12 protein-coding genes are annotated in these 13,316 nt (G+C 72.5%); 9 read left to right on the top strand and 3 right to left on the bottom strand.

Going from position 1 to position 13,316, the window contains the following annotated elements; all coding sequences use genetic code 11:
* Nucleotides 1-6: 6 nt before the first annotated feature.
* The 3 genes from ACFU97_RS04130 to ACFU97_RS04120 all read right to left on the bottom strand — a co-directional run bounded on the left by ACFU97_RS04130 (nucleotide 7) and on the right by ACFU97_RS04120 (nucleotide 1,553).
* The gene (locus tag ACFU97_RS04130) at nucleotides 7-264 is read right to left on the bottom strand and encodes a DUF3107 domain-containing protein (protein WP_384250572.1); all 258 of its coding nucleotides are present in this window, start codon (nucleotides 262-264) and stop codon (nucleotides 7-9) included.
* A 144-nt stretch (nucleotides 265-408) separates the two neighbouring features.
* Nucleotides 409-1,053: a TetR/AcrR family transcriptional regulator gene (locus ACFU97_RS04125; protein ID WP_384250569.1), complete on the bottom strand. Its 645-nt coding sequence runs from the start codon at nucleotides 1,051-1,053 to the stop codon at nucleotides 409-411.
* Between the two features lie 275 nt (nucleotides 1,054-1,328).
* On the bottom strand, nucleotides 1,329-1,553 hold the full coding sequence (locus ACFU97_RS04120) for a hypothetical protein (protein ID WP_384250566.1): 225 nt from the start codon (nucleotides 1,551-1,553) through the stop codon (nucleotides 1,329-1,331).
* Nucleotides 1,554-1,718: 165 nt separating this feature from the next.
* Here ACFU97_RS04120 and ACFU97_RS04115 point away from each other — a divergent pair, with 165 nt between their 5' ends.
* From ACFU97_RS04115 to ACFU97_RS04075, 9 genes are all read left to right on the top strand, one after another.
* The gene (locus ACFU97_RS04115) at nucleotides 1,719-2,774 is read left to right on the top strand and encodes an alpha/beta fold hydrolase (RefSeq protein ID WP_384250563.1); all 1,056 of its coding nucleotides are present in this window, start codon (nucleotides 1,719-1,721) and stop codon (nucleotides 2,772-2,774) included.
* Nucleotides 2,775-2,782: 8 nt separating this feature from the next.
* Nucleotides 2,783-4,372 carry a DUF3152 domain-containing protein gene (locus ACFU97_RS04110; protein WP_384250561.1) on the top strand — a complete coding sequence of 530 codons (1,590 nt, stop codon included), beginning with the start codon at nucleotides 2,783-2,785 and terminating at the stop codon, nucleotides 4,370-4,372.
* Between the two features lie 56 nt (nucleotides 4,373-4,428).
* Nucleotides 4,429-4,521 carry an Ms4533A family Cys-rich leader peptide gene (locus tag ACFU97_RS04105; RefSeq protein WP_384250559.1) on the top strand — a complete coding sequence of 31 codons (93 nt, stop codon included), beginning with the start codon at nucleotides 4,429-4,431 and terminating at the stop codon, nucleotides 4,519-4,521.
* Nucleotides 4,522-4,688: 167 nt separating this feature from the next.
* Nucleotides 4,689-6,407 carry an ABC transporter substrate-binding protein gene (locus tag ACFU97_RS04100; RefSeq protein WP_384250557.1) on the top strand — a complete coding sequence of 573 codons (1,719 nt, stop codon included), beginning with the start codon at nucleotides 4,689-4,691 and terminating at the stop codon, nucleotides 6,405-6,407.
* Nucleotides 6,408-6,411: 4 nt separating this feature from the next.
* On the top strand, nucleotides 6,412-7,482 hold the full coding sequence (locus ACFU97_RS04095) for an ABC transporter permease (protein ID WP_384250555.1): 1,071 nt from the start codon (nucleotides 6,412-6,414) through the stop codon (nucleotides 7,480-7,482).
* Nucleotides 7,479-8,477, top strand: coding sequence for an ABC transporter permease (locus ACFU97_RS04090; RefSeq protein ID WP_384250552.1), 999 nt, complete (start codon nucleotides 7,479-7,481; stop codon nucleotides 8,475-8,477). Before ACFU97_RS04095 ends, ACFU97_RS04090 begins: the two co-directional genes overlap by 4 nt.
* The gene (locus ACFU97_RS04085; protein WP_384250549.1) at nucleotides 8,474-10,120 is read left to right on the top strand and encodes a dipeptide ABC transporter ATP-binding protein; all 1,647 of its coding nucleotides are present in this window, start codon (nucleotides 8,474-8,476) and stop codon (nucleotides 10,118-10,120) included. The genes ACFU97_RS04090 and ACFU97_RS04085 overlap by 4 nt, the downstream gene beginning before the upstream one ends.
* A 190-nt stretch (nucleotides 10,121-10,310) precedes the next feature.
* Complete coding sequence (locus ACFU97_RS04080) at nucleotides 10,311-12,026, top strand: DUF3492 domain-containing protein (RefSeq protein WP_384250547.1); 1,716 nt, start codon at nucleotides 10,311-10,313, stop codon at nucleotides 12,024-12,026.
* On the top strand, nucleotides 12,023-13,276 hold the full coding sequence (locus ACFU97_RS04075) for a hypothetical protein (RefSeq protein ID WP_384250545.1): 1,254 nt from the start codon (nucleotides 12,023-12,025) through the stop codon (nucleotides 13,274-13,276). The genes ACFU97_RS04080 and ACFU97_RS04075 overlap by 4 nt, the downstream gene beginning before the upstream one ends.
* The last annotated feature ends 40 nt before the right edge of the window (nucleotides 13,277-13,316 follow it).

The raw sequence follows: 13,316 nt of genomic DNA, 5'->3' as shown, positions 1-13,316 counted from the left end.
CGAGGTCTACACCTTGCTATGCGTGTGCAGCGTCGGATGTAGAGAAGAGACATGCGGATGGCGGCGCTCGGGCTCGCCGAGTTCGACGTAGGCGAGGCGCTCCGCCGGGACGAGGACCTTGCGGCCGTGTTCGTCCACGAGGGTCAGCAGCTGCGCCTTGCCGGCCAGCGCGTCGGCCACGATGCGCTCGACCTCCTCGGCGCTCTGACCGCTCTCCAGAACGATCTCGCGGGGCGCGTGCTGCACGCCGATCTTGACCTCCACGGCTATGTCCCTCCGACGGTCAGTGAAGTGCGCGACCTTTACGCGCCGTACCCAGCACACATTAGCCCGGTGAGGGGACGTGCACGCTCCGCCCCGGAACGCCAAGAGCGAACACGGGACGGGAACAAGTGGCCGTACGAGCCGTCAGTGGTGCTGTTCGCTGCCGTGCAGCGGGAATCCCGCGATACCGCGCCAGGCCAGTGAGGTCAGCAGCTGTACCGCCTGGTCGCGCGGCACGCTGCGGTCGCTGTGCAGCCAGGAGCGCGCCACCACCTGGGCGAGGCCGCCGAGTCCGGAGGCCAGCAGCATCGACTCCGCGCGCGACAGGCCGGTGTCCTCGGCGATGACGTCGCAGATCGCCTCGGCGCACTCGTTCGTGACCTTGTCGACGCGCTCGCGCACCGCGGGCTCGTTCGTCAGGTCCGACTCGAAGACCAGGCGGAAGGCGCCGCCGTCGTCCTCGACGTACGCGAAGTAGGCGTCCATCGTCGCGCGGACGCGCTGCTTGTTGTCGGTCGTCGACGCGAGCGCGCTGCGCACCGCCCCGATCAGTGACTCGCAGTGCTGGTCCAGCAGTGCGAGGTAGAGGTCGAGCTTGCCCGGGAAGTGCTGGTAGAGCACCGGCTTGCTGACGCCGGCGCGCTCGGCGATGTCGTCCATGGCGGCCGCGTGGTAACCCTGCGCCACGAAGACTTCCTGGGCGGCACCCAGCAGCTGATTCCGTCGGGCACGTCGCGGCAGGCGCGTGCCCCGCGGGCGTGCCGCCTCTGTCTGCTCGATGGCTGTCACGCCGCCTCCCAATTTCGTCCACATGCGGTGTGCGCCGCGCCGCCATCGTACTTTTCGGTAACCCGGGTGTGCGCGGTGCGAGCGCAGAATTTCACGGACCGGACGGTGACGAAAGCCATGCAGGTCGTTTCAAACCGGACCGAAGCGGGCAGTGAATCGCCTCGTTCCAGCTCAGCGGCACCCTCTGGTGCATCCGTGCGCCCCCGTCGGCGGCGGGCGCCCTCGTCAGGGGTGGTCGTCCTGCGGTCGTCCTCGTCGGGCGGTGGTCGTCCGCGTCAGCGGTAGTCGTCCTCGTCGAGGGAGACGACGCGGCGCTGCTCGACGACGTCGGCCTCGTTCGCGGTGGCCGGGTCCACGTCCTCGAGAGGGTCGTCGTGGTCCGCGCCAAGGTCGGCGGACTGCTCCGCCGCGTCGTCCACGGGAGCCTCGACGTCGATCTCCCGGGGTTCCTGTGCGCCGTCGGCCTCGAACGTCTCGGGGTCGGTGGGGTCTACGGCCATGATGCGGGCTCCCTTCCTACGAACGTGCCTGAGAGAAGCAGGTGCCACAGCGGGTGCCCTCGATACGAGCCTAGGAGACACCGGATCCGGATGCTATGCGGTGCGCATGCAATCTGTGACGGCGAACACATGAGCCACTACGTGATCGTCTCGTAACATTGCCGCATGTCTTCGACCGAGCTGCCGTCCGTTCCGGCGACCACCATGCTCCCGAAGGTGACACCCGTCAGGGTTGCGGAGGGCGAGCGGCTCAGGTCGGTCGGGCTGCCGGGAATCACGCTGACGGTGCGGTCGAGACCACCGGTGCGCGAGGGACTGCCGCCCGCGCTCTACGTCCACGGGCTCGGCGGCTCCTCGCTGAACTGGTCGGCGCTGATGCAGGAGCTCGAGGGCGTCGTCGACGGTGAGGCCGTCGACCTGCCGGGCTTCGGCGACTCGCCGCCGCCGGACGACGGCGACTACTCGATCACCGGGCACGCGCGCGCGGTGATCCGTTTTCTCGACGCCTCCGGGCGCGGGCCGGTGCATCTGCTCGGCAACTCGCTCGGCGGCGCCGTCACCACGCGCGTCGCGGCCCTGCGGCCCGACCTCGTGCGCACGCTGACGCTGGTGTCGCCGGCGTTGCCGGAGCTCCTCGTCCAGCGCAGCGCGGTGCCGACCGCGCTGCTGGCGCTGCCGGGAGTGGCCGGCCTCTTCACCCGGTACACCGTCGGATGGACCGCTGAGGAGCGCGTCCGCGGCGTGCTGGCGCTCTGCTACGGCGACCCCGGACGGGTCTCCCCCGAAGGGTTCCGCAACGCCGTGGAGGAGATGGAGCGGCGGATGCAACTGCCGTACCTCTGGGACGCGATGACGCGTTCCGCGCGCGGCATCGTCAACGCCTACACCCTGGGCGGCCAGCACGGCCTGTGGCGCCAGGCGGAGCGCGTCCTCGCCCCGACCCTCCTCGTCTACGGCGGCCGGGACCAGCTCGTCGGCTTCCGCATGGCCCGGAAGGCGGCCCGCGCCTTCCGCGACTCGCGTCTGCTCACCCTGCCGGAGGCGGGGCATGTGGCGATGATGGAGTATCCCGGTACGGTGGCTCGTGCGTTCTGCGAACTCCTCGCCGAACGTGGAGAGTTGGCCGGTGGCCTGAGGGCGGCCGGCCTGCGGCCCGGCGGCCCTCGGTCCGTCGAGCCGGCCGACGAGGGCGGGACCGCCGCCCAGGGCGCGGAGAGCTGAGGGGCGACGTGGGACGTCACAGCCGCCGCGGGACCGACACCGCGAAGGGCGAGGCCAGGGACGCGGGTCACGACGGCAGGGGCGCGGGCCGCGGAACGCCGGGAAGACCGGACGGGACGCCCGCGCGCGGGGTGCCGCGTCTCCCTGACGGCACGCCCGCGCATGGAATGCCGCGTCTGCCTGACGGGACGCCTGCCCGTGGGGTGGCGCGTTTGCCTGATGGCACGCCGGCGCGTGGGGTGCCGCAGTTTTCCGACGGCACGCCCGCGCGTGGGACGCAGCGTTTCCCTGACGGGACGCCTGCCCGTGGGGTGCCGCGTTTGCCTGATGGCACGCCGGCGCGTGGGATGCCGCAGTTTTCCGACGGCACGCCCGCGCGCGGGACGCAGCGTTTCCCTGACGGGACACCCGCGCGTGGGATGCCGCGTTTTCCCGACGGCACGCCCGCGCACGGTGTGCCCCGGGCCGGGGGTGGCATGCCCGCCCACGGCACCCCCCAGGTCCGCGGCGGTCACCCCGAGCAGCGGGAAGCCGGCGGTGGCTGGGGCGAGTTGAGGCAACCCGGGGCCGGGGCCCGGACCGGTGCCGCCATTCCGCGGCAGCGCAAGGCGCCGCCCGGTGGGCCGCGGCAGGAGTACGTCGACGCCTTCGACGAGGACGACGACGTCTTCACCCCTCGCGGCGGCGAGTCCGCGTACGCCCCGGACCCGTACGCCTCCGTCACCGACTGGGACCACGGCCCGGTCGTCGGCGTCCCCTCCGAGGGCGACGAGGACGCGCCGCCGACCGGTGTGCCGGCTCAGACCAGGGGCGGCAAGGGGCGGACGTTCACCGGCATCGCGGCCGCCGCCGTCACCACCGTGCTGGCCGTCGTCGTCGCCGGCCAGGTCGCGAACGGCCACGACGACAGCGGCATCGGGACGCAGTCGGCCACCGGCCAGGCGCGGGACGCCCGTGACCCGGGCGCGTCGCCGTCCTCCTCGCCGAGCGTGGCGACGCTGACGTACGCGCAGGCGATGGGTAAGAAGTACCCGCTCGGCGCCACGCTCAAGGGGTCGGGGAAGTTCGCCGCCGTCCCCGGGAGTGCGAAGGCGCCCGGCAAGGGCCAGAAGTACACCTACCGGGTGGACGTGGAGCAGGGGCTCGGGCTCGACGGCGAGCTCTTCGCCCAGGCCGTGCAGACGACGCTCAACGACGACCGGAGCTGGGCCCACGACGGCGCCCGCACCTTCGAGCGCGTCGACTCCGGCAAGCCCGACTTCGTGATCACCCTCGCCAGCCCGGGGACCACCGCCACCTGGTGCGCCAAGTCCGGCCTCGACACCACCGAGGACAACGTCTCCTGCGACTCGGCCTCCACCGAGCGGGTCATGATCAACGCGTACCGGTGGGCCCAGGGGTCCAAGACCTACGGTGATCAAATTCACGCCTACCGGCAGATGCTGATCAACCACGAGGTCGGCCACCGCCTCGGCCACGGCCATGTGACCTGCACCAAGAACGGCCAGCTCGCCCCGGTGATGCAGCAGCAGACCAAGTTCCTCGACCACGACGGGATCCACTGCCTGCCCAACCCCTGGCCGTATCCCAGGAGTTGACGGGTGCCTCCGACGTCACGTTGACATGCGCAGAAAGTTGATTCATATTTCTGGGCATGTCGACCGATCACGCCTCCGCACGCGCAGCCATCGAGCTGGCGCTCATCGGCGTGACCGCGCTCTGCGTGGCCGACATCCACTGTCGCTGACGCCCGCCCCCGGGCGTTCGCGTCGCGATCTCCTTCTCCTGCCCTGACACAGCCCCGCGCTGCGGTCCGGCAGCCGCTTTCGACGACCTGACGCCCGGGCAGACGTCTGCCCACTTCTGTCTCACTCCTCGTCATTCCGTCTCATCATTCGAGAGGTCGTCATTCCGATGCGCCAACCGTCCGTCACAGCGCGCCGCGTGGCCGCGGCATCCGTAGGCCTGGTCCTGGCAGCGGGCGCCGCCGCCTGCGGGCCGAAGGACAACGATGCCAAGGGCGCCGGCGGCGACTCCACGCCCCACAAGGGCGGCACCCTCACGGTCCTCAACTCCGAGGCCCAGACGGACTTCGACCCCGCGCGTCTGTACACCTCGGGCGGCGGCAACGTCCCGTCCCTCGTCTTCCGTACGCTCACCACCCGCAACCGTGAGAACGGCGCGGCCGGCGCCAAGGTCGTCCCGGACCTCGCCACCGACACCGGTCGTCCCAACAAGGACGCGACCGTGTGGACGTACACCCTGAAGAAGGGCCTCAAGTACGAGGACGGCACCCCGATCACGTCCGCCGACATCAAGTACGGCATCGAGCGCTCCTTCGCCGCCGAACTGTCCGGCGGCGCCCCCTACCTGAGGGACTGGCTGGTCGGCGCGGCCGACTACCAGGGGCCGTACAAGGACAAGAAGGGCCTGTCGGCGATCGCGACGCCGGACAGCCGGACCATCGTCTTCCATCTGAACAAGCCCGAGGGCGAGTTCCCGTACCTGGCCACGCAGACGCAGTTCACGCCCGTCCCGAAGGGCAAGGACACGGGCACCAAGTACGAGGAGCACCCGGTCTCGTCCGGCCCGTACAAGGTCGTCAAGAACGAGAACGACGGTGAGCACCTGGTCCTGGAGCGGAACACCTACTGGTCGGCCGCCACGGACGCCGAGCGCAAGGCCTACCCGGACAAGGTCGACGTACGGTCCGGGCTGGACTCCTCGGTGATCAACCAGCGGCTGTCCGCGTCCCAGGGCGCGGACGCGACCGCCGTCACGACGGACACCAACCTCGGCCCGGCCGAGCTCGCCAAGGTGACCGGCGACAAGGAGCTGGCCGCGCGCGTGGGCACGGGCCACTTCGGCTACACGAACTACATAGCGTTCAACCCGACGGTCAAGCCGTTCGACAACGTCAAGGTGCGCCAGGCGATCTCGTACGCCATCGACCGGTCGTCCGTGGTCAACGCGGCGGGCGGTTCCGCGCTGGCCGAGCAGGCCACCACCTTCCTGCCGAACCAGAAGTCCTTCGGCTACACGCCCTACGACCTCTTCCCGGCGGGGGGCACGGGCAACGCCGCCAAGGCCAAGGAACTGCTGGCCCAGGCGGGCTACAAGAACGGCCTCACCGTCACGCTGACCCACTCCAACGCGAAGGACTTCGAGACCAGCCCGGAGATCGCGACCGCGATCCAGGACGCGCTCAAGAAGGCCGGCATCACGGTCAAGCTGCAGGGCCTGGAGGACAACGACTACCGGGACAAGATCCACGGCGTGAAGACCGAGCCCGGCTTCTTCCTCGCCCACTGGGGTGCCGACTGGCCCTCCGGCGGCCCCTTCCTCGCCCCGATCTTCGACGGCCGGCAGATCGTCAAGGACGGCGCGAACTTCAACAACGGCCTGCTGAACGACAAGTCGGTCAATGACGAGATTGACGCGATCAACAAGTTGACCGATCTTGACGCGGCCGCCAAGAGGTGGGGTGCACTGGACAAGAAGATCGGTGAGCAGGCCCTGACCGTGCCGCTGTTCCACCCCGTCTACAAGCGCCTGGTCGGCAGCGACATCAAGAACGTCGTGATCAGCGACTGGACCGGTGTGCTGGACATCTCGCAGGTCGCGGTGAAGTAGCGCCGTGAGCGAGGCACTTGTCGCCACCCAGGTCCCCGAGGTGTCCGCCTCGGGGGCCTCGGGGGCCGTTCAGTTCTGGCGGCGGCTGCGCACGCAGCGCGCCGCCCTCGTCGCGGCGTCCCTCGTCGCGCTGCTCGTCCTGGTCGCGCTCGCCGCGCCCCTGCTCACCGCCCTGGAGGGCCAGGACCCGACCACGTACCACCCCTCGCTCGTCGACTCCGCGCGCGGGGGCGTGCCGATCGGCTCCTTCGGGGGCATCGGCGCGGACCACTGGCTGGGCGTCGAACCGCAGACCGGGCGCGACCTGTTCGCCCGTCTCGTCTACGGGGCGCGGGTCTCCCTCGGCGTCGCGCTGGCGGCCACCGTGATCCAGGTCCTCCTGGGCGTGGTCATCGGGATCGCCTCCGCGATCGGCGCCGGATGGATTGATCAACTGTTGAGCCGGATCACGGACATCTTCGTGGCCATGCCTTTGATGATCATGTCGTTGGCGCTGCTCGCGATCGTCCCGTCGAGCTTCCCGCGCCCCGTCCTGGTCACGCTGGTCATCGGGTTCATCGCCTGGGGCAACATCGCGAAGATCGTGCGGGCCCAGACGCTCACCCTGAAGGGGCTCGACTACGTCTCCGCCGCCCGGCTCAGCGGCTGGGGCACCTGGCGCATCGCTCGCAGGGAGCTGCTGCCCGGGCTCGCCGCGCCGGTCATCACGTACGCCGCGATCCTCATGCCGGTCAACATCAGCGTCGAGGCCGCCCTGTCGTTCCTCGGTGTCGGCGTGAAGCCGCCGACGCCGTCCTGGGGACAGATGCTGACCGCGGCCGACGTCTGGTACCAGGCGGCCCCGCAGTACCTGCTGCTCCCGGCGGGCGCGCTGTTCGTCACCGTGCTCGCGCTGACCGTCCTCGGCGACGGCGTCCGCACCGCCCTCGACCCGCGCGCGGCCTCCCGGCTGAGCGTCGGAACGGGCCGCAAGCGCGAGGACAGGGCGGGCGAGCAGGCCGCCGGGACGGGCGGGCCGGCCGCCGGGACGGGCGAGCCGGCCGTCGAGGCGGGCGTGAAGGAGGGGTCCGCATGAGCGGCTTCGGCGGCTTCCTGGTCCGGCGCTCCCTCGGCACCGTCGTGACCCTGCTCGCCATCTCCGTCCTCGTCTACGTCGTCTTCTACGCCACCCCCGGCAACGTCGCCCAGATCACCTGCGGCCCGCGCTGCTCCCCGGAGCAGGTGCACCAGGTGGCGCAGCAACTGAGGCTCGACGACCCGCTGTACGTGCGCTACTGGCACTTCCTGGAGGGCCTGTTCGCCGGCCAGGACTACTCCACCGGCACCTCGGTGGAGCACTGCCCCGCCCCCTGCCTCGGGCTGTCGTACCAGAGCGACCGGCAGGTCATGGACATCATCCTGACCAAGCTCCCGGTGAGCCTCTCGCTCGTGCTCGGCGCGATGGTCCTGTGGCTGGTCCTCGGCGTCGGCACCGGTGTGCTCTCCGCCTGGCGGCGCGGCCGGTTCACCGAGCGGGTGCTGACCGCCCTCACCCTCGCGGGCTGGGCCACCCCGGTCTTCGTCATCGGCCTGGTGCTGATGATCGTCGTCTGCGGCGAACTGCAGCTGCTGCCCTTCCCGCAGTACGTGAAGTTCACCGACGACCCCGAGCAGTGGGCGTGGAACCTCCTGCTGCCCTGGCTCTCGCTCGCCCTCATCGAGGCCGCCGCGTTCGCCCGGCTGACCAGGGCGTCGATGCTGGAGACGCTGGCCGAGGACCACATCCGCACCTTCCGGGCCTACGGCGTCGCCGAGCGGACGATCGTGGGACGGCACGCGCTGCGCGGCGCCCTTGCCCCTGTGATCGCGCTGAACGCCAACAACGTCGGCTCGGCGATCGGCGGCGCCGTCCTCACCGAGACCCTCTTCGGCCTCCCCGGCATCGGCCAGGAACTGGTCCACGCGGTCAACGTGGTCGACCTGCCCGTCGTCGTCGGCATGGTCCTGGTGATCGGCTTCTTCGTGGTCCTTGCCAACGCCGTCGCGGACGTGCTGTACGCGGTGGCCGACCGACGGGTGGTACTGACATGAGCCTCGTCCCGGTCCCCGATGCGGTCCCCGATCTCGCCTCGGCCACCGATCTGGTCCAAGTCACCGATCTGACCGTCGAGTTCGGCGATCTGAGGGCCGTCGACGGCCTGTCGTTCGCGCTGGCGCGGGGCGGCGCCCTGGCCCTGGTCGGCGAGTCCGGCTCCGGCAAGTCCACGGTCGCCTCGGCCCTCCTGGGGCTGCACCGCGGCACGGGCGCGCGGGTCGGCGGGGCGATCGAGGTCGCCGGCACCGACGTACGGCAGGCGTCCGACGAGGAGCTGCGGCGGCTGCGCGGTGGGAGGGCCGCCATGGTCTTCCAGGACCCGCTGTCCTCTCTCGACCCGTACTACGCGATCGGCGACCAGATCGCCGAGGTGTACCGCGTGCACACGCGTGCGTCACGGCGAGCGGCACGTGCGCGTGCCGTGGAGGTGCTCGACCGGGTGGGGATCCCGGACGCGCGGCGGCGCTCGCGCTCCCGCCCGCACGAGTTCAGCGGCGGCATGCGCCAGCGCGCGCTCATCGCGATGGCGCTCGCCTGCGAGCCCGAGCTGCTGATCGCCGACGAGCCGACCACCGCGCTCGACGTCACCGTCCAGGCCCAGATCCTCGACCTGCTGCACACGCTGCGCGAGGAGACCGGCATGGGGCTGCTGCTCGTCACGCACGACGTGGGCGTGGCCGCCGAGAGCGCCGGCGAGGTGCTGGTCATGCGGCACGGGCGCGTGGTGGAACACGGGCCGGTCGGCACCGTGCTGGCATCGCCCGCCGAGCCGTACACACGCGAACTCCTGGGCGCCGTCCCGCGGGTGGACGCGCCGCGCGCCCCCTCGCAGGCGCCCGGCGAGGCCGTGCTGGAGGCGAAGGGGCTGCGCCGTGAGTTCGGGCGCGGCAAGCAGCGGTTCGCGGCCGTGGACGACGTGTCGCTGACGGTCCACCGCGGCGAGACCCTCGGTGTCGTCGGCGAGAGCGGCAGCGGCAAGACGACGCTCGGCCGGATGCTGGTCGGGCTGCTGGAGCCGACGTCGGGGGAGGTCCTTCACGACGGGCACGCGCGCGTGGGCGTGCGTCCGGCCGTCCAGATGGTCTTCCAGGACCCCGTCTCCTCCCTCAACCCCCGCCGCAGCGTGGGCGAGTCGATAGCCGACCCGCTCCGCGCCCGCGGCATGCGGGGGAGGGACGAGCGGCGCATCCGGGAGCGCGTGACGGAACTGCTGGAGCGCGTGGGGCTCGAAGGGGCGCACTACGACCGCTACCCGCACGAGTTCAGCGGCGGACAGCGCCAGCGCGTGGGCATCGCCCGGGCGCTCGCGGCCGATCCGCGCGTCATCGTCTGCGACGAGCCCGTCTCGGCGCTGGACGTGACCACGCAGGCCCAGGTGGTGGCGCTGCTCGGCGAACTCCAGCGCGAACTCGGCCTGGCGCTCGTCTTCGTGGCGCACGACCTCGCCGTCGTCCGTCAGGTCAGCGACCGGGTCGCCGTGATGCGCCGCGGCCGGATCGTGGAGTCCGGCCCCGCCGACGAGGTGTACGACAACCCGCGGGACCCGTACACCAAGGCGCTCCTGGCCGCCGTACCGGCACTCGACCCGCAGGTCGCCGCGAGCCGCAGGGCGGCACGCCGGGAACCGGCCCCTGCCTGACGGAACGTGACTGCATGATCTCTTAGCGCGATCGAACGCGAACCGCACACGAAAGTTACGAGCGTTCACCCCTTTTGGTGGTGCGATGGACAACCGTCCGTCGCACCACCTCCTTGTCCGCATACGTTCTTCCCGCTGCGAGCCGCCGGGTCAACGGCGGCTCTCCATACGGGAGATCGGGGGTGCGCTCGTGCGCATCGGACTGCTTACGGAGGGTGGCTATCCGTATGTGAGCGGTGACGCCAGGCTCTGGTGCGACCGGCTCGTGCGCGGGCTCGGGCAGCACGAGTTCGACATCTACGCGCTCAGCCGCACCGAGCGGCAGGAGGCCGAGGGCTGGATCCCGCTGCCGCCGCAGGTCGCACGGGTGCGCACGGCGCCGATGTGGACGGCCGAGGACGACGGCGCCGGGTACGGGCGACGGGCGCGCCGGCGGTTCGCCGAGTCCTACGGCGAGCTGGCGGCCGCGCTGTGCGCGGGGAACGCCGGCGACCCCGCCGGGGCGTGCGGCGAGGAGTCCCCGACCGCCGAGGCGGACCGTTTCGGCAACGCGCTGTACGGACTGGCCGAACTCGCCCGCGAGGACGGCGGTCTGGTGGGAGCGCTCCGCTCCGAGACCGCCGTACGCGCCCTGGAACGTGCCTGCCGCGCACCCGGCGCTCTGCGGGCGACGCGTGAGGCGCGCGTACCGGACCTGCTCGCCGTCGCGGCGCACCTCGAACACGCCCTGCGCCCCCTGTCGCTGGACTGGTACGAGGACGACGGACTCGGCTCGGTCGACCTGTGCCACGCGACGTCCGGCGGCCCCGCCGCCCTCCCCGGGCTGCTCGCCCGCCACTTCCACGGCGTCCCCCTGCTGGTGACCGAGTACGGCGTGCGGCTGCGCACGCACTACCTCGCCGCCACGGACGCGCCGCCCGCCGTGCGCGCCCTGCTCGCCGCCTTCCACGGCAGGCTCGCCACCGAGATCTACGACCGCGCCGCGGTCATCACGCCCGGCAACGCACACGCCCGCCGCTGGCAGGAACGCTGCGGCGCCGACCGCGCCAAGGTCCGCACCGTCTACCCCGGCATGGACGCCGCCCGCTTCGCCGAGGTGGGCGAGTCCGCCGAGAGCGCCGACCCCGACGCGCTGGTCTGGGTGGGCCGGGTCGAGCCCGCCAAGGACCTGGTCTCACTGCTGCACGCCTTCGCCGAGGTCCGCAAGGAGGAGCCCAAGGCGCGGTTGCGGATCGTCGGCGCACCGGCCGGCCCCGAGGGCGAGGCATACCTCGGGCACTGCCGGGCGCTGGCCGCGCAGCTCTTCCCCGACGAGGCCGAGGGGCTGCACTCCGTCGGCGACAACCCCGTCTCCTTCGAGGAGATCGGCGGCCCCGAGCTGCCGACCCTCGCCGAGGCGTACGCCGCCGGCAGCGTGACCGTGCTCTCCAGCGTCGTCGAGGGCTTCCCGATCAGCCTGGTCGAAGCCATGTTCTGCGGCCGCGCCACGGTGTCCACGGACGTCGGCGCGGTGGTGGAGGTCATCGGCGGCACGGGGCTCGTCGTACCCCCGCGCAACCCCCGGGCGCTCGCCGAGGCCTGTCTGGCGCTGCTGCGCGACCCCGAGCGCCGGGAGCGCCTGGGGGCCGCCGCCCGCGCGCGTGCGCTCGAACTGTTCACCGTGGAGCAGAACACCACGGCATTTCACGGCATTTACCTGGAGATCGTCTCGCACACCCCGGTGCGCCGGGTCGTCCTCGGCGACACCGGGGAGCCGCTGCCCTTCGCCGCCCCGGCCGAGGCCCATGTCCTGGGCCGCTGGACCGACCCGGCCGCGCGCGTGGTGGCCCGTGGCGGCCCCGGCTGGGCGACGGACGCCCCCGTGCGCGCCGGATCCGCGGCACCGGCCCCGGAGGGGGCGCGATGAGCGGGCTGGGCGAACTCGACAGGCCGGGCGTGCCGGGCAGCGCGGAGGCGTGGGACGAGCGGTCGCAGGAGTGGGCCGCGGGGGAGACGGAGGCACCGGACGGCGCCGCCGGTCCGCAGTCCTCCGGCCGGCTGCCGAAGCTCCGGCGCACCGCCGCCGACCCGGTGAAGACGCTGATGCACCGTCACCGCGACTTGTGCGAAGGGGCCGTGGACCCCCTGGAGATCGCGGCGGGCCTGGAGGCCCACGGCATCAGCGACCGGACCGCGACCCGCTTCCGCCACCGCGACGTGTTCTCCCTCGCGGAGGAGATGTACGCGCGCGCCGCCCGCGACGGGGAGACGGCACCGCCCTCCACGGCGCTCGCGGCCCCACGGATGCGGCCCGCCTGGATCGTGCTCACCCTGCTGCCCGGGGTCCTGTGCGCGGGGACCGTGGCCGCCCTGTACCTCACCCACGGACAGGCCCGCACGTTCGCGGCCGCCGCGGGCGTCCTCGCCGTCGCCCTGGCCCTGCGCGCGGCCCTCGCGCGCGGCCCTCTCGGCCCCACGGACCGCACTCCCGTGGCGTCCGCCCACCGCACCCCCGGCGGCCGGATGTGGACGTGCTGGCTCGTCGCCTACGCCGTCCTCGGCGACGGCCTCCTGCGCGTGGCCGTCGCCGGAGGCCCCGACGGCCCGCCCGCCACCGGCGGCGACGGCCCCTGGCCCCTCGCCGCCGCCCCCGTCCTGGCGCTCGCCCTGGCCTGTGCCCCCGCCGCCTGGTGCGCCCATCTCCTCGCCGTCTGCACCCGCCGCAGACTCGGTACCAGCCGCGGCCTGGAGGAGTTCACCGCCTCCGCGCGCCCTCTGCTGCTCGGCACGTTCGCCCTGTTCCTGTCCTCCCTCACGGCTCTGTCCGCCCTGTGCGGCGCGGTCCTGGGCGAGAGCCCGGCCTACGCCCAGACCGTCACCCTGGGCGCCCTGCTGTTCCTCGCCCGCCTCCTCACCGTGCACGGCTTCCTCCACGCCCCGGCGTTCGTCGTCACGGCCACGGCGGCCGCCGAGGGGACCGCCCTGGCCATGGTCTTCGCGGCCCGTCTGCCCGGGTGCGGCTTCCTCGCCATCCCGGTGGAGACCGCCGTCGACGCCTGGGGCGCCGGCAGCGTCCCGGCCCTCGTCTGCGGGGCGGCCGCCCTGACCCTGCTGATCCACGCGGCCCGCACCCTCACCCGGGCCTCCGCCCACGCGCCCGCGGACTGGCCGTGCTGACGCCGCGGCCGTCCCCGGCGGGCCCGGACGCCTCGCCCCC

Origin of the sequence: Streptomyces sp. NPDC057616, assembly GCF_042800575.1 — a bacterium.
Classification (GTDB): domain Bacteria; phylum Actinomycetota; class Actinomycetes; order Streptomycetales; family Streptomycetaceae; genus Streptomyces.
Note: the sequence above shows the minus strand (reverse complement) of the source record. Positions and strands in the feature narration are given on the sequence as shown.

Bases quoted from the DNA above. Each gene is read 5' to 3' on its own strand.
- ACFU97_RS04090 (WP_384250552.1), top strand. From the start codon at position 7,479: ATGAGCGGCTTCGGCGGCTTCCTGGTCCGGCGCTCCCTCGGCACCGTC.
- ACFU97_RS04105 (WP_384250559.1), top strand. From the start codon at position 4,429: ATGTCGACCGATCACGCCTCCGCACGCGCAGCCATCGAGCTGGCGCTC.
- ACFU97_RS04075 (WP_384250545.1), top strand. From the start codon at position 12,023: ATGAGCGGGCTGGGCGAACTCGACAGGCCGGGCGTGCCGGGCAGCGCG.
- ACFU97_RS04120 (WP_384250566.1), bottom strand. From the start codon at position 1,553: ATGGCCGTAGACCCCACCGACCCCGAGACGTTCGAGGCCGACGGCGCA.
- ACFU97_RS04100 (WP_384250557.1), top strand. From the start codon at position 4,689: ATGCGCCAACCGTCCGTCACAGCGCGCCGCGTGGCCGCGGCATCCGTA.
- ACFU97_RS04085 (WP_384250549.1), top strand. From the start codon at position 8,474: ATGAGCCTCGTCCCGGTCCCCGATGCGGTCCCCGATCTCGCCTCGGCC.
- ACFU97_RS04115 (WP_384250563.1), top strand. From the start codon at position 1,719: ATGTCTTCGACCGAGCTGCCGTCCGTTCCGGCGACCACCATGCTCCCG.